Genomic DNA, 22,898 nt, shown 5'->3' with positions numbered 1-22,898 from the left:
CGTCAGGACGAGCGACGCCCCTGCTCCTCACTCGGTCTGACAGGTCCGCTCACGCCCCGGTGACCATCCAGCGGTCGCCGCGCGCACGCAGCCCCGTGGTCAGGGCGCGCGCCGCCATGAAGACCCCCGCGAAGGCCGCCCACAACCACGCGAGCCCCGCGGCGCCGTCGGGCGCGAGAGCCCGGACCGCCAGAGCGAACGGCACGTACACGACGAACGTGACCATGCCCGCCCACGCGAGGTAGCGGCCGTCCCCGGCACCGATGAGCACGCCGTCCAGGACGAACACCCACCCCGCCATGGGCAGCAGCAGGCCGCACACGGCCATGCCGAGGGCGACGGCCGTGCGGACGTCCGGGTCGGACGTGAAGAACAGCGCGAACCACCAGCCGCCGACGGCCATCACGAGGCCCAGCAGCGCGCCAGCCGCGACGCCCCACTGGAGCGTGCGGCGCAGGACCGAACGGACGTGCGACCGGTCGCCCGCGCCCAGGCCGTGGCCCACGAGGGCCTGGGCGGCGATCGCGAGGGCGTCGAGCGCGAACGCCGCGAGCCCCCACACGGACGCGACCACCTGGTAGCCCGCGAGCGTGACCTCGCCGAGCCCGGTCGCGACGAAGACCGTCAGGAGGATCGCGAGGCGCAGCGAGAGCGTGCGGACGAAGAGCGGCGCGCCCGCGCGCGCGTTGGACCAGATGCCGCCCGCGGCGGGGCGGAGCGAGGCGCCCTCGCGTCGGGCACCACGCACGACGACGACGCCGAGCACCGCACCCATGGTGAGCTGCGCGACGGCCGTCCCGATGCCCGAGCCCGCGATGCCCAGCCCCACGCCGTACACGAGGACGACGTTGAGGACCGCGTTGAACGTCGCGCCGCCCGCGGCGACGTAGAGGGGCGTGCGGGTGTCCTGCAGGCCGCGCAGCACGCCCGTGGACGCCAGGACCACGAGCATGCCCGGCAGGCCCAGACCCGACCAGCGCAGGTACACCAGCGCGTGCTCGGCGACCTCGCCCGTGCCACCCATCGCGCCGATCGCCCAGCCGCCCCCGACCCACAGGGTCGCCGCGAGCACCAGGCCCAGGCCCAGCGCGAGCCACATGCCGTCGATCCCCGACTGGAGGGCCTCGCGCCGGTGGCCCGCGCCGATGCGCCGGGCCACGGCCGCGGTGGTCGCGTACGCGAGGAAGACGCACAGTCCCACGAGGGTCAGCAGGACCGTGGAGGCCAGGGAGAGCCCGGCCAGCTCGGCGGTCCCCAGGTGCCCGACGACGGCGCTGTCCACGAGCACGAAGATCGGCTCCGCGACGAGCGCTCCCAGGGCAGGGACCGCGAGGGCCAGGATCTGCTTGTCGATGAGACGTCGGCTCGGGAGAGCGTCGCCTGTGGACGACGGCGGCCGGTGCGGGCCCTCCTCGGGGGCCGGGGAGCGGCCCTCGGGTGAACGAGGTGAACGATCGGCGTCGGCGGGTTGGCCGGGAGCAGGCTGGCGTGCGTTCGGCGTGTCGCCGGAATTTCTTTCGTCCACACCCCTGAGCCTAGTGAACAGGCTGCTCATGGACGTGTACAGGGGACAACTCGTCAGTTGTCCACATGGTTGTCCACATGCCTGTGAACAGGCTGGCGGGGTCTGTCCACAGGCTGTCCACACCTCTGTGAACAGGGTCGTTTGCGGGGGATGGAAGCGCGATCTACTGTCGCTGAGTCGTGCATGCTCGGGCCTACGGACGGTCGACGGTGCAGCACCACACGACACCCCTCGACGACGCGGGCTCAGGACGTGTCGGTGGGCCGGAGTAGAACAGATGTGCGACGCAGGACGATACCCGGCCATGCCGGGGGAGTGAGGGGCCCGCATGTCGATCGACGAGCTCGAGTCGAGCTTCGGACCGCCCGCAGGCAGCGGCGGCCCCGGGTTCGACCGCACCCCGCCGCAGGACATCGCGGCCGAGCAGAGCGTCCTCGGCGGCATGCTCCTGTCCAAGGACGCCATCGCGGACGTGATCGAGCAGATCCGCGGCACGGACTTCTACAAGCCGGCCCACGAGTCGATCTACGACGTCGTCATCGACCTCTACGGGCGCGGTGAGCCCGCCGACGCCATCACGGTCGTCGCCGAGCTCACGCGCCGCGGCGAGCTGGGCCGGATCGGCGGCGCGCCCTACATCCACGACCTCATGGCCATGGTCCCCACCGCGGCCAACGCCGGCTACTACGCGCGCATCGTGCGCGAGCGGGCCGTGCTGCGCCGCCTCGTCGAGGCCGGGACCCGCATCGTCCAGCTCGGCTACGCGACCGACGGCGGCGACGTCGACGACGTCGTGAACAACGCGCAGGCCGAGGTCTACGCCGTCACCGAGCGACGTACCGCCGAGGACTACATCGTCCTGGGTGAGGTCATCGGCGGGACCGTCGACGAGATCGAGGCCGCAGGGCACCGCGGCGAGGGCATGGTGGGGGTCCCGACGGGGTTCGCAGACCTCGACCGGCTGACCAACGGGCTGCACCCCGGGCAGATGATCGTGATCGCGGCACGTCCGGCGATCGGCAAGGCGCTCGCGCTCGACACCCTCCTGCCGACGCCCACAGGCTGGACCACCATGGGCGAGGTCGCGGTTGGTGACCAGCTTCTCGCTGCGGACGGCACCCCGACGACCGTCGTGCGTGCGACCGAGGTCCTCACGGACCGGCCGTGCTACGAGGTCGTGTTCGACGACGGCACGACGATCGTCGCCGATGCCCTGCACGAGTGGTCGACGAGCACCAGGGCTTCGCGCCGAAAGAGCGGTCTGGACGGGAGCGTTCGGACCACCGAGGAGATCGCCGCGACGCTGCGGTGCGAGACGGCGGAGCGCCGTGCGAACCACGCCGTGACGACGGCAGGCTCGCTGGCGCTCCCTGAGGCAGATCTTCCCCTGCACCCTTACGCGTTGGGTGTCTGGCTGGGCGACGGTCACTCCGCGTCGGCACGCTTCACGTCGGCCGATCCGGAGATCGCCGCCCGCATCGAAGGGCTGGGTCTCGTCGCCGAAGAGCGCACCCGCTTCGAGGGGGCAGCCCGCCTCTACACGCTGCAGCTTCCCGAAGCGACGGCAGTCGCCATGCGGAACTGCGTCGTCTGCGGGGTCGAGTTCCTGCCGCGCACGAGCCAGGTCAAGACGTGCGGACGCGCGTGCGGAGGGAAGTCGAAGGGCATCTCCGCGAAGATGCCGGCACCGACGTGCCCGGACTGCGGACGCCCCAGCAGCGGTCTCCGTCGGTGCCAGGACTGCCACAACGCGCGCGGTACCGTCGCCGGGATCCTGCGCACGCTCGAAGTGATGGACGACAAGCACATCCCGCTCACCTACCTTCGGGCGAGCGAAGGGCAACGTCGTGAACTGCTCGCAGGGCTCCTCGACACGGACGGCACTGTCAACCCCACGGGTAGCCCCCAGATCGCTCTGACGAACCGGCGACTTGCCGAGGGCGTCCGCGAACTGATCCACAGCCTCGGGTATCGGACTGGTTGGTCCGAGAAGCGGGTGGGCGGACGGTCCGAGCAGTCGTCGACCGCCTTCACCATCACGTTCACGACCGACGACGACGTCTTCGCGCTCGAGCGGAAGAAGCTGGTTCACAAGGAGCGTCGTCGCCCGTCGACCCCGCGACTGAGGTCCCGCTTCATCGTCGACGTCCGGCGCATCGACTCGGTGCCCGTCCGCTGCGTGGAGATCGACCACCCTGAGCACCTCTACCTGGCCAGCCGCGCGATGATCCCCACCCACAACTCGACCCTGGGTATCGACATCGTCAGGTCGGCGTCGATCAAGCACAACATGACGTCCGTCGTGTTCTCGCTCGAGATGAGCCGCAACGAGATCACGATGCGTCTGTTGGCTGCCGAGGCACGCATCCACCTGCAGAAGATGCGCAACGGCTCCATGGGGGAGGATGACTGGCAGAAGCTCGCCGGCACCATGGGCAAGATCTCCGAGGCGCCGCTCTTCATCGACGACTCGCCCAACATGTCGCTCATGGAGATCCGCGCCAAGTGCCGTCGGCTCAAGCAGAAGCACGACCTCAAGCTCGTCGTGATCGACTACCTCCAGCTCATGACGTCGGGCAAGCGCGTCGAGTCCCGACAGCAGGAGGTCTCCGAGTTCTCCCGTGCGCTCAAGCTCCTCGCGAAGGAGCTCGAGGTGCCGGTCATCGCGATCTCGCAGCTGAACCGTGGCGCTGAGCAGCGCACGGACAAGAAGCCGGCTATGTCGGATCTGCGCGAATCGGGCTCTATCGAGCAGGACGCTGACATGGTCATCCTTCTCCACCGCGAGGACGCGTACGAGAAGGAGTCCCCGCGAGCCGGCGAGGCCGACCTGATCGTGGCCAAGCACCGAAACGGCCCGACCGACACGATCACCGTCGCGTTCCAGGGGCACTACGCGCGGTTCGTGGACATGCAGGTCTGACCCACTGTTGTTGTGTCGACGTGCAGCCTAGTTTTCGTAATCCTCCAGATACGTTACTTAAGCGCTGCTGAACGATCCTCGGGCGACCTGTAAGCAGCGCTGCTGGGCGACGGTGCAAGGTCGGATGATGTGGCGGGCGCTTGTGTGAGCCGAGCAGGAGCAAGCGACCAGTCGCCCAGAAACTGCGCACAGGAGGTTGTGCGTACTCACATCCGTCCGGTGGAACGGTTGGGCGTGGTGCTTCTGTAGGAGCTCGCGCGGTGCTGTGGCTCGCGCTGGCTGCCGGCTACCCGCTGGCGGAGTAGAAGCGGAGTGCATTTCGCGGACGCCGTAGCCCGGCATCTTGGCCGCGGTGCCGATGGTGCCTGAACGGGCGATCGTCACTAGTCTGCCCGTATGTCGAAGTTAACTGACCTGATGGGTGGTGCCATCGGTTACTTCTGGACCGCCCTCGACGACTTCGACGCGCTCGATCGGGCGAGGCCAGGCCACGTTCGCTTGTCAGATGACGGCGACCTCTTGCTAGACCTCCTCGCCCCGCACGAGGCGCCCTCCAGCGAGGACCCACTCCCAAGTTCATTGGTGGCAACCACGTCGGTGGGTGGTGCGCTGTTCGTTGACGTGCACCAAGGTCGTCTGGCCGCCCCGCACGGCGGGTATCGGGTCAGTACGCGCACATATCGAGCGCATGGAGTTGTCGTCGGCGCACCCTTGCGGAATTTGAGATCGGACGGCTTTCTCGATGTCTCCGCGTACTTCCCTGGGATGGCTAGCTGGGCCGGCGTCGCCGGCTCCAGCACGTCGCCGTCTACGGATGAGCACGGACGACTGAAGTCGCTAGCTATCACCGTGCAGGCAGCCGAGAGCCGCAGCGAGAATCTCAGTAGGGGCCGACGGCTCGAGCTCTCAACGCACTGGCAAGTAGACGGCCCCGAGGACCGCCGAATCATCTACACCCCGGTTGAGTTCAAGATCAGCGCGACACGTCCAGCCAAATGGACGGAACTGGTCCCACCCTTGCAATCGATCCAAGGGTTGCTGAGCCTGGCATACGAGGGCCTCGTGGTGGCCGATGGCGGGCGCGTGACCATGGACACCGACCAGCCTCCGATGGAGAGCCCGACATGGTGGACCGCTCGACTCATGCGCCGCCCAGAGGGGGCGCAGGCCCCACGGTCCATGACGGAGATCCCGAGTTTCGACCTCGGCACAATCGGCGGCATCGCCGGACTGCGGCGATGGATCGAACTCACCGACAAGCATCCGCGCGCTACCGGCCCTCTGGTGGCGCGACATCGCTATGGGCTACACAACGTCGAGACCCGCTTGATGGAGGTCGCCGCGGCGATCGAGTACTGGGTGTCGGCGCACCGCCGATCCGCTCAGTGGGCACGGAGATCTCTGGGCAAGGGCAGTTTCGCCGCGAACCTGGCGGCGCGAGTGGGCACCCCATTCACCGACCTCGTCGGCGACCCGATGGCTTGGGCGCGTAAGTTCTGGAGCACCAACAACCTGCTCAAGCACGAGCCGAACAGCGAGTACGACGCTTACGAAGTCTCCGTGCTCGCCGACACCGGAGCTGTGCTGCTGCAGAGTGCCCTGCTGAACCGCGTCGCCCGCACGACGAACCCGGCGCAGGTAGTCTGCGGCAGCCACCGCTACGACCACCTCGGCAGGCAGGTCCGGGGTCTCCTAGGCGCCTGAATCATCACCGCTGATCGCGAACTGGCGCATCTCGGTGGGCTTCTGGACTTCAGACCGTAGGTGTCGGGTTTGCGCAGCCAAGGCTCACACGGCGCTGAGGCTCGTGTCGATCATCGGGTGGCGCATGAGGTGGAAGCGGAGCGCCTTGCGCTGGCGCCGCAGTTCGGGCCGGTTCTTCTTCGCTGCGGCGGCGATCGCCTTGTCGACCCGAGTGATCTCGCGTTCCAGTTCTGCGCGTCGGCGGCTGTAGCGGCTCTTGCACACTGCGGTGCAGAAGGCGGCTGGTCGGCCTTCGAGGGGGAGTGTGCACATGTTGGTGCAATAGGGGTTCATGCAGCGAAGTGGGCTGATGAGCTTCTCTCTCACGAGGGCCCTCCCTGGATAGCCGCCTGACCAGGCCCGATGCCGGACCCTCTCCATAGATTCGTGCGATTCCTTCCCAAGATAGCACTGGACGGTTCCCAGCAAGCAGGCCTGGTTGACGATTCACAGCAAGCGCCGTGCGGAACCTGTCTGTTGCTCGAGCCCCACTGGCGGTACAGTCGGAGCACCGCCGTCCTCGGCGGTAGAGCCCTGCGTGAAAACGCGAAGGGGGTGCCGCTGCGCCAACAGCGACACCCCTTGACGGCTCTGAGATGTCCATGGAAGACGAAGGGCCGTCGATGGCCAGTCTATGGTGCCGTGCTTCTGGCGTACACGACGTGCGCCGGTTCCGCGCTGCCTGCCGACGAGTGCCGCGCGGCCATTGGGGAGGCGTCCCAGATGGTGGCGACCTGGAATATACGTGGTGGGGACGGAGCGAACCGTCTCTGGGGCTGGCAGCTTGGGGCACCGCCGACCAGCGAATTGCGGTCCGTGCGTCGACCGGCGGCAGATGCCATGTCTCGACACGCTCCGGTCCGCATGTGGTGCCTGACGACCGGATCGTTCCTCGTCCTGGAGTCGGGGCTTGAGTATGAGCTGGCTCGATCGCTCGATCGCGAGTCATCGATCGTCTGGCTCGTCGCACAGCCGGTGCTCCTCGCTTTCGGCAACGGCGAGAGGCACGTCCCCGATCTGCTGGCGGAGCATGCCGATGGACGCGTCGTGGTCTGGGATGCTCGCCCTGCCGATCAGCAGGACGAGCAGTTTCGACGCAAGGCGGAGCTGACGAGAGAAGCCTGTAGTCAGGTCGGCTGGGAGTATGCGATCTACGCGGGCTCGAGTCCGGCCGGCCAACTGAACCTCCAGTGGCTGACGGCTTTCCGAAGCCGTCCGACGTGGCCGCACCACAATGAGAGGGACCACCTCCTGGCACGTGCCCGGGACGGCGTGACGGTGGGAGACATCATCAGGAGTGATTCCGGTGATGGCCACTTGACGGCCACGATGTGGCACCTGTTGTGGACCAGGGAGCTGGTTGTCGATCTAGATGTGCCGATCACCTTCGCGACTTTGGTGACCTTGGTTGGGGTGCGGGTCGATGAGTGAGAATCGGATCTCACTGGCCGTTGGTGACATGGTTCTCACCGACGACGGAACCGCTGTCGTACTTCACCTCGACCGCGCGGGCGTCGAGATCCGCGACGTCCGGGGCCGTGTGCACCAGGTTTCTTGGACAGACCTCGCGAACATCGATCCCATCGCGTCGGATGATTCGATCGGAGGAGCCGCGGCTCTGAGGAGCTTCGCCGAAGACTGGAACCGGCTGAGTGCCGAGGCGCGCGAGGAGGCGATGTTTCGCCTCGGGGTCGTCTTGGAGATCGCCACCGGGTTTCGACACGGCCACCCGCAACTCGCTCTCCCGGGTGAGCCATCCACGATGTTCGACCCCGCTAGGGGACTCAGCGTCACTGCGAGATGTGACCGGATGGCCAGACTTCTGCGCCACGAGTCGGCCACCGGTCGGATCGGAAGCGGCGATCTGTCGACGATTTCCGGTCGCACGCTCCTGCTGTGGGTGGACGCATGGAAGAGCAATGGCCTGATCGGCTTGGTGGATCGGCGACGGGCGAAGACAGTCGATGTCTTCTCGACACTGCCGTTGGCCTGGAAGCAGGCTGCTCACGACGTGGTCATAGAGTTCGATGGCGATGTCTCGACGGTGAACCTGCGAGAGATTCATCGCCGGATCAAGGTTCGTCTGCGTGAGGCGGGGCAGGAGACTTCCGCACCTCAACGGGTCGCGGGCCGCTACGTCTCTCACTTGATGTCGACGCGTGGGGCGACGACGCGGGCGCAGCGTTCGAACAAGCTCCGTGGAGTCTCTGGGACGCAGTCGTACCCGGCGATGGTTCCGGGGCAGGTGGTAGCCATCGACGTGACTCGGTCGGACGTCATGGTGTGGTGCCCGGTCCGTGGTGGTGCATGCAGTGTGGAGATCATCTCCGCGATGGATCTGGCTACCCGCATGATTCTGGGGCTGCGGGTTGTTCCGATGAGTGCTGACTCGCATGACGCGTCGATGCTCATGTATGACGTGATGCGCCCGTTCTCACAACTTGTCGAGGGTACGACAGTGTCCGACTGGGCGTGGGCGGGTGTGCCGCAGGAGATCCAGTTCTACTCCGACGCTGTTGGTGCGGACCCTGACTGTTCCGGTGTCGAGGTCGTCTGTCCGCGCACGTGCCGGTCGCTTCATGTTGCGCCGGGGCTGCAGGGCAAACACATGGTGCCCGGCGTCCGCCCGGCTGCCGTCCGAGCCGATCACGGGTCGATCTTCGTCTCGCAGGTCTTCCGTGATCTCTTGGCGAGGTTCGGCATCGACCTGCCGTTGTCTCGCACGCGTCGGCCGATCGACAACGGGATCCTCGAGCGGTACCACGAGACCTTGCAGCGTGGCCTGCAGCAGTTGCCTGGCTACAAAGGTCGCAATCCATCCCAGCGAGGTCGGATCGTGGGATTGGATGGATCCCATCGCGACGAGCCACTGCTGACGGCTTCGGAGCTGGAGCGATTCCTGCGACGGTGGATCGTCCTGGACTACCACCGCACTGTCCACAAGGGCCTGCACCTTCCTGGGGTAGAGAGGGTGGATCTGCGCCCGATCGACATGTTCGATGCCCTACTGAAGATCACCGGTCGTCTCCACGTGCCTCAGCGTCCTGATCTGATCTACGACTTCTTACCGGTGAGATGGGGCACCGTCGGTCAATCCGGTGTCGAGTTGTCCGGCTTGGTCTACGACAGCCCGGCTCTGAACGGCCTACGGGCTGTGCCTGCCGGTACCTTCCGGACCGAGGACCGGGCGATGCCCTTTCTCTACGACCCACATGACGTCACACGCGTGTGGTTCCGTCACCCGGATACTGATCGGATCGTTCAGGTGCCGTGGCGCAAAGCCCACCTGACGCACGCACCTATGACCGAGACTCTGGCGCAGCACCTGCGCACAGCAGTGCGGCAGCGTCAAGGAGTGGCGCGGTTGTCGAGCACGGCGGCCGAGGACGAGATCGTCGCTGAGCTCGGAAGCCTCCTCGACAGTGTGGTTCCCAAGGGCTGGCGCAAGCGCGTGTCTGCCGCCCGCATGCGGCATGAGTCTTCCACTCGTGATCACACCGAGGCCGAGGCGGCGATGACCGTCGCCGACGTCACTTCTGATCCACCCATGGTCGTTGGGTCGCCGCGTGGAGATGACACGTTCTCGATCTGGGCTGACTCGTGGCCTTTTGATCCAGCTGTCCGGGAGCCGTGATGGACGCGGCAGCCTGGCACCGGCAGGCGCGCTATGAGCCGCCGACCCCTCCGCCGGTGCACACCAGGCGGGAGCTTCGCACGATGCCTGCACGAGCCCTCGAGCAGTACATCCGCCATCGGCGCCGGTGGATTCAAGGGGTGGTCTTCCCCTGGGCGGCAGGAGGACAAGCTCGAGAACGACTGACCGAGCTGGTGGAGAACAACGAGTTTCGGCCTCCAGGGGCGAAGAACGTCATCGCCGTCACCGCCGCGTTCACTGCGGGCAAGTCCACGCTCGTGCGCGCCTGGGCGCAGGACTTCTATCGGGAGATCCTCGCCGCGAAGATCAGCGATCCGCAGCCCCCGACCTGGCGGCCGCGGCACGGTGTGGAGGCCGACCACATCCCGGTCGGCTGGATCGATCTGGGCTCTGCTGGGAAGATCCGGATGCTCAACGCCCAGGTCCTGGACTTCTTCGGCTATCCCACAACCGGCCGCATCCCGGACCTGACAGTGCGCTTCTCCAAGGTGGTCGACAACCACCAGGTCAAGATCCTCGTTGTCGACGACATCAATCTCCTCCAGCTCGGGCATCAGGACGCCCGGCAGGTGCTGGACCACCTCAAGCACATCAACACCGTGCTCGGGCAGCAGGGCGGATCCCTCGTCCTGGTCGGCCAACAGAGCGACAAGAGCCTGGTCTTCACCGACCCACAGCTCGCAGGCCGACTACAGATCATCCGACTGCACCCGTTCGCCGTCGATACCTCGCGCGACGTCGCCGACTGGCAGGAGTTCTTGAGCGGGATCGAGGACCACCTGCTGCCCTACCTGCCGGCGGCCCGCCCAGGTCTCCTCGCCGGAACGCACGCCCCACGCATCTGGCGGCGCACCCAAGGATTCATCAGCGACTCAGCCGAGCTCCTCAAGGGAGCAGCGCATCTGGCTGCTGTCGATGGTTCCTGGACGATCACCAGCGCACACCTGGAGGCCGTGCAGCTGTCCCAACGGGCCACCCAGGCGGAGCAGACGGCTCCGCGGCCACGGAGTGCCCGCGTCGCGGTGAAGGCATCCTCGTGATCGGCCTGCTGCCTGTACGCCCGGACCCGTTCCCGGGTGAGCACCTGTACTCGTTGGCGTTTCGCACGGCGTCGGCCAACCAGATCCCACCCGCGTCGCTCGGCCTGACACCCGCAACTCACGCACGCCGATCGACCGATCCCACGGTGCTCGCTCAGCTTGGTAGGGCTCTAGGCCTCCCTCGGGCCACAGCTCGCGCGATGACGCTCGACATCTACCCCCGTGCGGTCGCTGGCCGGTCGGGGAAGCAACTTGTCCGTACGTGGCGGCTTCCTGGAGTCCGGTGGGAGTGTCCTTGCTGTACCCCCGCCTCGCGAATCTACCTGCGTGATTGGCAGCTTGCCCTGCACCCGTTGTGCGTGACCTGTCCGTCGCTGCTTCGCCGTCAACATGGGCAGGTCGCCACTTTCTCTCCAGTTCCAGATCGGCGGGCTGTGGCCACTCAACAACGAATCGCCGACGTCTTGTCGACCTCACGCCACGACCGTCGCAGCCTCAAGCACCTACAGGATCTGTACCGTCTCGTCACCCTCGTGGCGCTGACGGCCGATGACGAGTGGCCACTGTTGGTCGGTTGGGAGGCCGAGCTCCGCGAAGGCCTGGGGAGCCGGAACGACGACTGGACGAAGTATCCGTCGGAGGACCCCGCAGATGCCGCGGCGATCGTCCTGGAATGCGCCCGCGCGCTGGCCGATCGGCAACCGCGGCGCAGCTTGGTTCACGAAGGCTGGGAACGGCTTCGAGCCCACCCCGTCTACAGGTCACACGGACGCGCAACTGACTGGGCAGGCATGCTCCCAAGTTTGCGAGCAGATGGCCCCAGCGACGGGCTCCCGGTATGGCAGCGTGAGGCCTGGACCGCGTACCGCACCCTCGCCAAGAGGCTGACCGAGTTGCAGAGCGCAACCGGGCTACGGCCAGAGCACATCCCGGGCTGGGACCTGCGACCCGGCGAGGTCTTCGCACCAGCGGACGAGAGCCGAGCCTGGCGAACAGAGATCGCCGTCACCGCACACATGCTGCTTTCCGGGCCCGTGCACAACACGGAGACCGAGCACCTCTCCCGCATCGCGCTCGGCAGCACCGGGTCCGGATGGAGCACCCGCCGTCTCGCCCTAGGGCGAGGCATCACGCCGCAGAACGCCCACGACATCGAGAGCCTCGCGCGCCGCCTCATCGCCGAAGGTCTCGTCGACTACGCCGAGCGCCGGCGTCACCTTATGGGGGCACCCGAGCTGATTCGCCAGCTCGCACAACTCATCCAGGGGTTCGGCCTGAACCCGCCAGCGGCGGAAACGCTCGAGACCTGGGCATGGGTCTCGTTCACAGGCGGCCCAGCCTGGGACGTCTGGCTGCTTGAGCCGGCGCGTGACCTCGACCAACACCTGGACCCCGAGCAACGCCTCCTGCTCAGCGACGCGGTGCTCACCTATCTCGCTGAAGCCACCAGGCCCACGGTGCACCTCTCACCCGAGCCGGTAGTCGATGTCGACAGCGACACGGGGCCCACGTGGGACGTGGTCGCATGACCGCGCTACCCGTGCGCGTCGCACCCATGCAGGGACAGAGCTTGCCCGACTGGCTCGAACACCTCGCCGCGATCAACGGGATGACGGCCGCGCAGATGGAGACGGCGCTGCGCGAGGACGGTGGGAGCACCCGCTTCCTGGCCGTTCGACCCGACCCACGCACCACTCGAACGATCACGCATCTGACAGGTCAACCAGCCCGAACAGTCCTCGCCCTGACCTTGGCCCGGTACGACGGCACGGCGCTGGACCTGACCGGACTCGACACCGATCGATGGTCGTCTTGGCGGTCAGTCGCCGCCCGCGGTTGGTTCCGACCCAGAGGCACCGCCGCATGCCCCACCTGCCTAGCCACAGACGGGTACTGGCGACTGAGGTGGCGCCTATCGACCGTGACCGTCTGCACCACGCACAACTGCTACCTGCGCGAATGGTGTCCGGGATGCGGCAGACGCTTCGATGACCACCCACACACCCTCTTCCGACATCACGCCAGCACCCGCTGCCTCAACCCCACCGGGCCGGGCACCTGGTGCGAGTGCGACCTCGCGTCCTTGCCTGCGGCCTCGGCTGGCCGCGACAACATCGAACGCCAGATACGTCATGACGAGGCGCTCGAGTCCGGAACGCTTTCCGTCCTAGGTCGACTCGTCTCCGCCGCGACCTACCTCGCCGACGAACGTCACCTCGCCGTCCTCCTACTTCACCTTGCTACCCGCGCGGGCGGTGACGTGCTCCCTGGATGGGTCGAGTCAGTTCGACGCGAGGCTGAATCGACCCCCAGACGGCGTTGGCATCTGGCCCCACCCGAAGAACCACAGGTGCGCTCCGCCGTCCTGACCACCGCCAACGAGATGCTCACCGCACCCGATCTGACCACCGGCGCCGCGCTCCTGGCGCCCTGGGTGAAGACAGCACCGACAGGCAGAGAGTCACGACTGGGATGGCTCGCTGACCGCACCACCATGACTCCCGATCTGACTCGCCTTGTCACGACCGCCCTGGCTCCGCACCAGCGCAACAGCTTCCACCTGTCCCGCACCACAACACGGCTGACTCCGGAGCGCGTGCCGCAAGCCGTGCCCGAACCGCTCTACCGCGCGCACGCAGCCACGCTGTTCAGTACGACCAGGGGAGAGACCAACCGGCTATTCCTCTCACTGTGCTTAGCGCGCCAGGTAGGCGCGGTGAGCTGGGCAGATGCCGCACAACTCCTCGGTATCAGTGCCAGCCGTGGATCACGCACTGCCCGGGCCGTCAGCACACGAAGCCGCATCGATCCCCAAGGTCTCGCAGCGGCTCTCCAGGCAATCAGCTCCGACCTCATGGCCAACTACCGAGCCCATGAACGCACCGTTCAAGGGCTCGCAGCGCGACGAGCATGGTTTGAGGACTGGGCCGACGAACACCGGCCAGGAACCCGTCCTACCTCTCACGCGTACGCCGTCACCTGGCTGTGGTGCCACTTCGCCAGCGCGCTACCTTCCACGACCCCTGCCTACCTGACGGGTATGTCGAGGGCGGCCAAGTCCAACTACTGGCAGTTCACCACCTCACTCACGCACGTGGCCGCCACAGCTCTCAACGACATCGCCCACCGCAACCACCAGGAGCAGCCCGATGACGAACGAACCTGAACTCGCACGCGTCCAGCCTGCAACCCGACGCGGCTTCGCTACCGATCACCAGTCGACTAGTGAACCGGATGCGCCTGCGCCGAACCTCGCGAGCAGGATCACCGCCGGAAAGAAGAGGGGCGAATCGTTCGTGCTCGACGACAAGGGTCTGGTCCGAGACGACGTCGCCCGCCAGGCCGTCGCGTTCGTCTCCACGTACCACCGAGAGCACAAGCGGGGCCCGACTTGGATGGAGGTCGGCGTGTGCATGGGCTGGTCGCGGCCCGAGACCGTGGGGGCTATCGGGGCCCTTCGAAGGTTTGGGATCCTGTACGCAACGCGTAGCTACCGCTCGCTGCGCGTGCACCCGAGGCTGACGGCGCGCAGACGGCGCATCCGATGATGGGCACGGCCGACGGTGCGGGGCCCGCACCACTCGCGGACCGGCACGCTGTGATCGCGCTCCTGGTCGAACTCATCACGGCAGGTCAGCGTCGTGCTCGTGCTGGGTGGGTCCGTCAGGCAGCGTGCGCGGGAGACGAGCGCTTCTACGACCGCGGTACCCCCAGTGCATCCGACGTCGAGGACCAGCGAGAGGTCTGCGACCGTTGCCCTGTCGCCGCCGATTGCCTCCTACAAGCTCTCGACGACGAGAGACGGAGACCGGTTGGACGTGCCTCGATCCGTGGAGGACTCCTGGCCCGAGAACGGCGAACCATGGTGGACGGAGCTAACGCGTGACCGACCAGGGACCCGACACACCTGAACCGGAGATCCACGAGATCGTCCGAAGGCTGAACGCGCACCTCGGAACAACCGTCGTCGCGGCGCTGGCAGGAAGTCGCGACAGCAGATCGCCACATGCGTGGGCTGAGGACGTAACACCTGCCCACGATGCTGAGCAACGCATCCGGGCCGCCTACCGTGTGTGGGTGATGATCGCGGACAGCGAGTCCAAGGAGACGGCGCGGGCGTGGTTTCTCGGCAAGAACCCGATCCTGGACGGGACTCCTCCGGTCCTCGCCCTGCGCCGGGGTCAAGCGGCCGACGTCTTGACTGCTGCTGAAGCACTCAGCACCGACACTTGGAGTCTGTAGACCCTGGGGAGCGCAACCGCAGGGCTTTCAGCGTGGAAGCCTCAGCAGCGCCATTGCTCCGTCTTGCGGTCGCTTGAGGGAGTTCCAGGCGCAGGAACCTGCGCTTTGGGTTGCAGTCCTGACTGCCTCAGATTGTTCTAGACTCGGGGAACTATGTCTGACACTGATGAGCGATCCTCTTGGGCGCGAACACGTTCACCTAACGTCATGCTCCGCGACATGCGAACGCGTACGCTGGGGCTGTTCGCCTGATGTCGAAACTCCGCACCGGCGCGCAGTTTGTCACGCACACGAGCGACGGCGAGTCCGGCGAAGATGAGGTCGTCGTTGTGCGGCTTGATGAACACGGAGCCGAGCTCGTGTGGCCGAGGGCGATCGGCCTGTTCGATGCTCTTGCGCTGAACAGCAACGAGAGTTTTCCGGACCCAGTTGTTCTCCGATCTGGCCATGGCTGGCTCACCCTTCTTGAGGGGCGCAGCCTTGGCTCATCTGCTTCCACGCTTGGACACTCGGAGCAACGAATCCGCTACTACAGGGCCGTAGGAACCGGCGCCAAGCACACCGACTACTCAACCATCCATGGGATGTCATCGATTGTCGATGGCCTTGCTAGGTGGGCCCGTCGGACGCCCGTGACCCAGGAGATTACGTTCGACGGCGGCCGCGTTGATGGGCTAACAATACGCGCGAGGAACTTGGAGGCTATTTGTCTTGGCGGTCCGCTCGGTCTCGAACTAACAACCTCCTACACGCACAGTCCGCAACCAGAAGGCGGCGTGTACGCGATATCCACCGCGCTTGAGGTGCGAACCCGAAGTCTCGAGGCGATTGATTGGGGGGCTCACACCAGTACGCATCGGATGATCCAGGACCTTATGTGTTTGGTGTACGGCAAACCGTGTCTCGCGCGACTTGACGCCGTGATGCGAGAGGATGACCAAGAGATCGAACCGAAGGACGAACGCCGCTTCTGGCGCGACGCGTATGAGCCGACATTCGGGCGCTCCGCACGTGGCACTGAGGGCATTTCGGACAAGGATCTGCCGCTCTTCTACCTCGATGACACGGATCCCGACAAGCTAGCATCCTGGCTTACTGGCCAGAGTCTGTGGTCTCGACCGACTTGGATCGGTGTGACTCCCCTGTTCCACACGGACCTGCCGGTCGAGTCGCGTCTACTCCAGGTAGCAGTGGCGCTTGAGGCACTCGGTGCAGCCATTGCCAAGAGTCGCAGCGAGAAGCCTCCCACGACCTTTGAGGGACTGCTCGAGGTAGTGTTCCGGGCGATCGGATACGCACCCACAGCGATTGTCGGCGAGGCATCATCCAAGGAATGGTGTACGGCCTTCAACAAGGCGTACAAGGGTGTGAAGCATGCCGATAACCCAATGACAGATCCAATCGAGGCGTACGAACGATCTAGGCAGGGCCTCACGCTGATGAGGTGTTGGTTGGCGGTCGAGCTCGGCGTCACACGGGAAGTTCTGGACGCGAACCTCGGAAGGCGTCTGTGAGTCAACCTTGGAGAGGGCGTCACATCGCTTGGGGGTGAAATTGGGCGGATGCTCTATGCAGACGGGTCGGCTTGCGCCATCTTGAGCACGTGCCATTCCCGACCAGAACTGCCACTACGCCACCGCCCGAGGATCCCGAGGCTCTGTATCGTGAACTTGCGGAGACGAACGCTGGGCCGCCCGCACTCTGGGTGCACCAAGGCCAAGTGCTCGGCGATTGGCACCGGCGCCAGGACGCGACGGACATTGCAATCGAGTTGCCTACCGGGGCCGGCAAGACGCTCGTCGGGGGACTGATCGCCGACTTCCGGCGTAGGGCTCACCGTGAACGCGTCGCCATCGCCTGTCCGACGCGTCAACTGGCCCGTCAGACGGCTACGCGGCTTCGGGAGTATGGCATCCCGAACGTGTTGCTGGTAGGGCGCGTCGCTGACTGGTCAGGTGCAGACCGCGCTCTCTACACCCGTGCCGAAGCTGTCGCGGTGACCGTGTACTCTCACGTGTTCAACAGCAACCCGGCCATCAACGATGCACAGTTGTTGGTCTTCGACGACGCACACGCCGCCGAACAGGCCGTAATCAACCCATGGGCAGTCAGCGTGGAACGCGCTCTGCCGCTCTACCACGAGATCATCACCACTCTGGCCGACGCTCTGGATCCGCTCGTCGTCGACCGGCTGCGTGCTGAGGACCCGGATCCACGCCAAAGGGCCCTGACCTACTTGATCTCACCCAACGGAGTCGCCGCGCAGGGGGCGGCTCTTGAAGAAGTCCTGCAGGCCGCTGTCGCCAGCAAGACCGGGCCGGACAACCTGCCCTATGCGCTGACGAACACGCAGGGCCACATTGGACGCGCTCTCATCTACGCGTCGCACCGCTCCATCCTCATCCGACCGTTGATCCCACCAACCTCGACCCTCCCCGCGTTCGCTGGTCCCCGCCAGCGGTTGTACATGTCGGCGACCTTGGGTCATGGGGGGGAACTCGAAAGGGCGTTCGGGCGCCGGGCGATCCATCGCATCCCGGTCCCACGAGGGTGGGACCGGCAAGGTAGCGGACGCCGCTTCTTCGTGCTGCCTGCCCTGACAACTGACTTGCGCGAGCCACAGGAAATTGACGCTTGGGTACGCGACCTCGCGGATTCGACCGGCCGTGGGCTCATCTTGGCCACTTCGGAGCATCACGCGAAAGACCTGGTCACCCGACTCGTTCCTGACGGGGCGAGCGTCCTGCGAGCAGACGACGTCGAGGACGACCTTGCGGTCTTCACCGTTCAGCCCAAGGCCGCTCTTGTCCTGGCGAACAGGTATGACGGGATCGATTTGCCCGATGATGATTGCCGCCTAGTGGTCCTTGCCGGGCTTCCCGCCCGGGGCGACCTGCAGGAGCGGTTCCTGCATGACTCGCTCGGTGCGATCGAGGTCCTGCGCGAGCGTATGCGCGCCCGGTTCGCTCAGGGCGCTGGTCGCGCAACGCGCAACGTCAAGGACTATGCCGCCGTCGTGCTTCTCGGCGACGAACTCATCAACTATGTCGGCAAGCGTGAGGTTGCGGCAGCCTTGCATCCCGAGCTCCAGGCCGAGCTCGAGTGGGGGTTTGAAGAGAGCCAGGCAAACTCAGGGGCGGAACTGCGCGGCGACCTCGGCGAGTTCTTCGCCCAGACCGCCAACTGGCAGGACGCCAATCGGGGGATCATCGAGAAGCGCAGTGGAGTTGAGGTCGGCACACCACCTGGTACCGAAGCGCTCGCCGCAGCAGCGCCACACGAGGTTCAGGCCTGGGCCGCCGCTTGGCAGGGGGACTGGGAACGCGCCGTCAACTCCGGCCGTAGTGTCATCGATGCGCTCAGCGGTGGTCGCGACGTTCAACGGTACGCAGCTCTGTGGCACTACATCCTTGCGAGCTGGGTAACCCAACTTCCCCAGACTCCGGCAGCGACGGTGCGCGACTACTTGAACAAGGCGCGCGCCGCTGGGCGGGGTACCACGTGGCTGGACCACCTCGTGGCGCCCACCGATGACCCTGATGTCGCGGAGGGCGCAGCAGCGAAGGACGACCTTGACGAATACGTTGGCGGCCAAATCCTCGCGAACATCCCTAGTATCGGCCGCAACGCCCGCTTCGAGCAGGACATCACCCAGGCCCGGTCCGGCCTATTGGGTCGCGACGCTCAGCCCTACGAAGAAGCTCTCGTCTACATGGGCACTCTGGCCGGAGCTGTCAGCGACGGCAATGGAGGAGCCCATGCGGCCCCTGACGCTATGTGGCGATTCGGCGATCTGCAGTGGATCTCGTGGGAAGCTAAGAGCGAGGCGGAGCCCGGGGGGGAACTCAGCGTTATCGATACGCGCCAGGCCGGGTCGCATCTTCGCTACATGCAGACCAACTACTCCGCGACGGCTCCGCGCTCGTCCTACGGCCTGATCCTGACACCACAGGCACGTGTGCATCCTTCGGCGGTAGCTGTCGCAGAATCTCATCTGTACCGCACCCGCCCTACTACCGTCGTGGATGTCTTCGATCGTCTCGTTGCCGCATGGCGACAAGTTCGTGCGATGGGTGCAGGTCTTACCGCAGACATCGCCTACGACGTCCTGAAAGCACAAGGCGCGCTTCCCAGCCAGTGGGCAGTCCTACTCAAGTGCGATCGAGTCGTACCGCTTGATGACTAGTTGAGCCGAACGAGAGCCGTCCTGGGCGGATCGGCCGAAGTCCGCGCGCGAGTCCGCCGGGTAGGAGAGACGGGCGCACAGTTAGCCTACGGATTGGGAGTTTCGATGGGCAAGGGCAGCAGGTTGCGTCGTGGACGCAGGCAGGTTGTGGCGCGACCGCGGGATGTCAAACGGCGTGCGAAGCTGGCGAACAAGCGGGGGCAACGCGTTCTCGCCACCGTCGAGTCCTACGAGCAGGTCTGCGCATCTGGGACTGATCGCCTGATCACTACCCTGATCGCTCGGTACACCAAGCGCATGGAAACTATTCAACGTGTCCCGGACGAAATCCGGTGCGAAATGCTCGAGTGTCTCGGACCGATCACTCCGCTCGACACGGTCTTGCGTCGCTATGGCGCGGATCCCGGACGCGCTCCTGCGGACTACACTGGCGACTGGCCAGACCATCTCGCATGGGGGGTCGATAGTGCGGTCGCGGCAGTCCGGCTAATGTTGTGCGGGCAGTTTGTCGGAGCCGCGGCGATTGCGCGCAATCAAATGGAACGATGGCTGATGCACCGCGCCCACAATGCGGGCATAAGTCAAGAGCCTGGAGAATCGACTCTAGACTTTGTAGCTCGGGTATGGAGCCATCCCGATCACTTCTCGGAACACTGGTTCGAGGGAGGGACTGGGCTAGTACCAGCCTTCACCGAGGACGACGTCACCTCGGCGGACGAGCCCGCGTCGCAGCACGAGCACGTCAAGCTCACCGATGGGACAGAAATTTGCCCGGCGGTCCTGTACGGGGCAATGAGTGAGCTCATGCATGGTCGGATGCTGCTCGACGCAGTTGGTTGGGAGTCGCACGGACTTCTGGACGGTGCCGACCCGCCCGATGAGGTGGCGATCGCTGTCGGGGTAATCGCAGATGCGCTCAGTCTCAGTCTTCGGCAGATCCGGCTGGCAGCGCTAGCGCTGGCCTTCGAACGTGGTGACCTCATGACTGTCGCCCTGCTCGATATGCCGCTCGACCGGTTCTCCCGCGCCGAGCCGCCAGCCAACGACCAGGATCCGGCCCTGAGACTGCCACCCGGCCCTGCGGCCGCACCGTCGCCTAGGCTGGTTGCGCCTCCGATGGTGTTGCTGGCGCCGCTGCAACCCTCCGAGGGGCTGGAGAGTGCACATATGGCAGTGGCGTTCGAGATGGGCGACTCTTTTGAGGCGGTACTACGCGGAAGGCGACCGGCGGGCCGGCTCTTCCGCGACGACGAGATGGCGACCGCGGCGTTCGCCTGGCATCGGGTTCGCAGTATCAAGACCGCCCTGCGCGGGCTCGATGCCGAACGTGAGCACTTCGGCGAGGCGTTCGACGACCGCACGCTGTCCGTCCGTACGATGCGTTGGAGTGTGCTCAGTGAGGCAGCCGCCGTCGTCGGCGGGTGGGTACCGATTGCCGAACACAGGGCAGCCCTGGCTGTGATGGGTAGTGGCATACGCTCGGCATACTGGATGTGGCTTGAGGACGACGACCGGGCCATGGCAATCCTCCGCTGCGTGCTCGAGCAGGCCGCACGGAGTCGAACCTGGCGCACGAAGCCGGCGAAGGCGGCCCGCTTGGAGGCAAGGGCGGAGACGACGCCACGCGACTGGATCGAAGCCGCCGGCTGGCGTCGGTTGACCCCGCTGAATAGGGCCTTAGGGGAGTTTGCGCACGTCAAGGCGAACAGTCGGTGGTCGGGTGCTCGTACGTTGTTGACTCACTTTCAACGTGACGCCGACCCTGACGTGGCCGCCTTTACCGCCCGCGGGGCGGCGCTCGAGTTTGTCGCAATGCTCACAGCCATTGAGGTCGCGGAATCAGCCTCGGAGGTCTCGGAGGTGATCGCCAGCGTTCTAGCCGACGCATTCACCGACTTGGACCTGATGCCCGACCAGGCAACCTCACGCGCCGTCGACGAGCAGTTCAACTACATCTGGGCGCAGCAGATGACTGACCTAGGGGTATCCGACTTCGTCGGAACGAACGCCGCCGATGCCCCTGAGGCTCCAGTACAAGAGATGAGCTGAGTCTGGAGGCGAGCTGGGTATGACGTAGATGGCCGCGCTGGTCCGCCCTACACCGAGGCACGTACTTGCCGGTCGAGCGCTCAAGCCAAGCGGGAGCGCATGGACAGTTCGCCGCTAAGGCTGCGGCGTAGTGCTCAGGGGATGATGCGGATGGCGCTGAAGGGATCGTGCCTCCACATCTCAGTAAGATCCGAGCCCTCTGAGGCCGGGATCCGATGCGACGGACTGGCGGCATCGATGAGCGCATTCGCCAGCCGGGTGCACCCAGTCCTGACTTGGACGTGCATGCCGTCGCTGGTTTCGGCGGATAGCGCCGCGTCGATCCGCTTGCCAGTGCGTGCCTTGTCGGCACTGTCCAGGCGGCCCTGGTAGTCGCCCACCTTCTCATTGAAGGCATGCCAGCGCACGGGGTACAACTCGCCCTCGGCGTTGCGGAGGACATCCTCGCCGAACATGAACTCCATCGAGACAGCACGGCCGTTCACGTCCTCGGTGCCGGGTCCTGACGGGCCTAGAGTCGGATACCTGGTTCCATAGGGCACCTTTGGGAGGCAGACGATCACGATCTGCCCTGGCAGGTTGAGCTTGGAGAGTTGTGCGGCGGCCTCGCGACCCGCTGTGTCGTTGTCTAGGACTGCGATGATGCGGTTCATGACGCCCGCTGCGGCCATGCCCTTGGTGAGGGACACGACGCGGTCGGTTCCGCCCGGGGAACGCAGGTCGATGTCGAGGAACGTGAAGAGGTGGGCCACCTCCGGCGCGGCGATCTCCAGGGATCGATGAAGGCGACGCGCATCACTTGATCCCTCGGTGACGACGATGATGTCTCCGTCGGCAGCCACTGCGGCGGACATCCGTAGGCGCGCCGCGCGATGCGGGTGCTCGTTGGTCGTGATCCAGCCTCCCATCACGAGATCAGTGAGATCGAGTTTGACCTCCGTCGAGGCGCGTGTCCGGCATAGTGAGAGCGCCAGCGCAAACCTCGGGTCGTCGAAAGCTCCTCGCAACTCCTCCCATCGGCTATTGAGGAAGCATGCCTCAGGGTGTTCTCGTGGATCGAGGTGGGAACCCCAGCCGGCGGCTCGGCCAGAGCGGGTTGTCAACGCGGCGGTAATTGCGGCACCATTCGGATACATCGCTGCGCCCTCCTGCCATAGGGTTGGCGGTTGGCGCTCATCCTCCGAATCGTCGAAGAACGCTGTGCTCAGTTGGCGGACCCAGTTGGAGGAGAATCCTTGGAGTTCCAGGCGCTTTCGCAAGACCCCGGCGGGCGCTGAGTAGACCATCAGGCCGATTTGCCATGGCAAGGGCGGCCCAACGGGCGCAGGTGTGTCGGCGGTCTGGTTCTCGTCCTCGGCGAATGCTCTGAGCTTCGCAGGATCGAGATAGCGGTCCTCGTCAGTGAAGAGGAGCATCAGCTCGTCGGGTACGTGGTTCTTCCCCCACACCGGGGCGGCCTGCCCGCCAACGTCGACACTCCACCAGGATCCCATCCGCCAAACCCTAGCTGCGAGACGGTCTGCGACGGTGCCGAA

16 protein-coding genes and 1 pseudogene are annotated in these 22,898 nt (G+C 65.8%); 14 read left to right on the top strand and 3 right to left on the bottom strand.

Annotated features, from left to right (window positions below):
- Nucleotides 1–49: 49 nt before the first annotated feature.
- On the bottom strand, nt 50–1,555 hold the full coding sequence (locus ACFRCR_RS01485; protein WP_377674896.1) for an MATE family efflux transporter: 1,506 nt from the start codon (nt 1,553–1,555) through the stop codon (nt 50–52).
- A gap of 298 nt (nt 1,556–1,853) precedes the next feature.
- Here ACFRCR_RS01485 and dnaB point away from each other — a divergent pair, with 298 nt between their 5' ends.
- Together dnaB and ACFRCR_RS01475 are read left to right on the top strand one after the other, a co-directional pair.
- Nucleotides 1,854–4,448, top strand: a complete 2,595-nt coding sequence (gene dnaB, locus ACFRCR_RS01480) for a replicative DNA helicase (RefSeq protein WP_377674894.1) — start codon at nt 1,854–1,856, stop codon at nt 4,446–4,448.
- 396 nt (nt 4,449–4,844) lie between these two features.
- Entirely contained in the window at nt 4,845–6,152 is a 1,308-nt protein-coding gene (locus ACFRCR_RS01475; RefSeq protein WP_377674892.1) for a hypothetical protein, read from the top strand.
- Between the two features lie 84 nt (nt 6,153–6,236).
- Here ACFRCR_RS01475 and ACFRCR_RS01470 read toward each other — a convergent pair whose 3' ends face one another.
- Complete coding sequence (locus tag ACFRCR_RS01470; RefSeq protein WP_157516438.1) at nt 6,237–6,518, bottom strand: hypothetical protein; 282 nt, start codon at nt 6,516–6,518, stop codon at nt 6,237–6,239.
- Between the two features lie 315 nt (nt 6,519–6,833).
- Between ACFRCR_RS01470 and ACFRCR_RS01465 the strand changes: the two genes are divergently transcribed.
- From ACFRCR_RS01465 to ACFRCR_RS01410, 12 genes and pseudogenes are all read left to right on the top strand, one after another.
- Entirely contained in the window at nt 6,834–7,622 is a 789-nt protein-coding gene (locus ACFRCR_RS01465; RefSeq protein ID WP_197487089.1) for a TnsA-like heteromeric transposase endonuclease subunit, read from the top strand.
- A 28-nt stretch (nt 7,623–7,650) separates the two neighbouring features.
- A complete protein-coding gene (locus ACFRCR_RS01460) occupies nt 7,651–9,825 on the top strand; it encodes a hypothetical protein (protein WP_377674890.1) in 2,175 nt (724 codons plus the stop codon).
- Nucleotides 9,825–10,886: a TniB family NTP-binding protein gene (locus tag ACFRCR_RS01455; RefSeq protein WP_082849121.1), complete on the top strand. Its 1,062-nt coding sequence runs from the start codon at nt 9,825–9,827 to the stop codon at nt 10,884–10,886. The genes ACFRCR_RS01460 and ACFRCR_RS01455 overlap by 1 nt, the downstream gene beginning before the upstream one ends.
- Nucleotides 10,883–11,236 (top strand): annotated as a pseudogene (locus tag ACFRCR_RS01450) (TniQ family protein); the annotation flags it as partial. The gene ACFRCR_RS01455 and the pseudogene ACFRCR_RS01450, both read left to right, overlap by 4 nt.
- Nucleotides 11,237–11,320: 84 nt before the next feature.
- The gene (locus ACFRCR_RS01445) at nt 11,321–12,415 is read left to right on the top strand and encodes a hypothetical protein (RefSeq protein ID WP_377674898.1); all 1,095 of its coding nucleotides are present in this window, start codon (nt 11,321–11,323) and stop codon (nt 12,413–12,415) included.
- Nucleotides 12,412–14,052 (top strand): TniQ family protein, encoded by a 1,641-nt coding sequence (locus tag ACFRCR_RS01440; RefSeq protein ID WP_377674887.1) that lies wholly within the window; start codon nt 12,412–12,414, stop codon nt 14,050–14,052. Before ACFRCR_RS01445 ends, ACFRCR_RS01440 begins: the two co-directional genes overlap by 4 nt.
- Nucleotides 14,036–14,434 carry a hypothetical protein gene (locus ACFRCR_RS01435; protein ID WP_157516439.1) on the top strand — a complete coding sequence of 133 codons (399 nt, stop codon included), beginning with the start codon at nt 14,036–14,038 and terminating at the stop codon, nt 14,432–14,434. The genes ACFRCR_RS01440 and ACFRCR_RS01435 overlap by 17 nt, the downstream gene beginning before the upstream one ends.
- Entirely contained in the window at nt 14,431–14,772 is a 342-nt protein-coding gene (locus tag ACFRCR_RS01430) for a WhiB family transcriptional regulator (protein ID WP_377674885.1), read from the top strand. Before ACFRCR_RS01435 ends, ACFRCR_RS01430 begins: the two co-directional genes overlap by 4 nt.
- Nucleotides 14,769–15,128 carry a hypothetical protein gene (locus ACFRCR_RS01425; protein WP_377674883.1) on the top strand — a complete coding sequence of 120 codons (360 nt, stop codon included), beginning with the start codon at nt 14,769–14,771 and terminating at the stop codon, nt 15,126–15,128. Before ACFRCR_RS01430 ends, ACFRCR_RS01425 begins: the two co-directional genes overlap by 4 nt.
- Before the next feature lie 251 nt (nt 15,129–15,379).
- Entirely contained in the window at nt 15,380–16,642 is a 1,263-nt protein-coding gene (locus ACFRCR_RS01420) for a HEPN domain-containing protein (RefSeq protein WP_377674881.1), read from the top strand.
- A gap of 206 nt (nt 16,643–16,848) precedes the next feature.
- Entirely contained in the window at nt 16,849–19,314 is a 2,466-nt protein-coding gene (locus ACFRCR_RS01415) for a DEAD/DEAH box helicase (RefSeq protein WP_377674879.1), read from the top strand.
- Between the two features lie 552 nt (nt 19,315–19,866).
- On the top strand, nt 19,867–21,363 hold the full coding sequence (locus ACFRCR_RS01410; RefSeq protein ID WP_377674877.1) for a hypothetical protein: 1,497 nt from the start codon (nt 19,867–19,869) through the stop codon (nt 21,361–21,363).
- Nucleotides 21,364–21,497: 134 nt separating this feature from the next.
- On the opposite strand, the gene ACFRCR_RS01405 is transcribed toward ACFRCR_RS01410, so the two are convergent.
- The gene (locus ACFRCR_RS01405; protein WP_377674875.1) at nt 21,498–22,856 is read right to left on the bottom strand and encodes a hypothetical protein; all 1,359 of its coding nucleotides are present in this window, start codon (nt 22,854–22,856) and stop codon (nt 21,498–21,500) included.
- Nucleotides 22,857–22,898: the final 42 nt, after the last annotated feature.

Source organism: Oerskovia sp. NPDC056781 (assembly GCF_042789955.1).
Lineage (GTDB): Bacteria > Actinomycetota > Actinomycetes > Actinomycetales > Cellulomonadaceae > Oerskovia > Oerskovia rustica.
The sequence above is the reverse complement of the archived record's forward strand: the minus strand, read 5'-3'. Positions and strand labels throughout refer to the sequence as shown.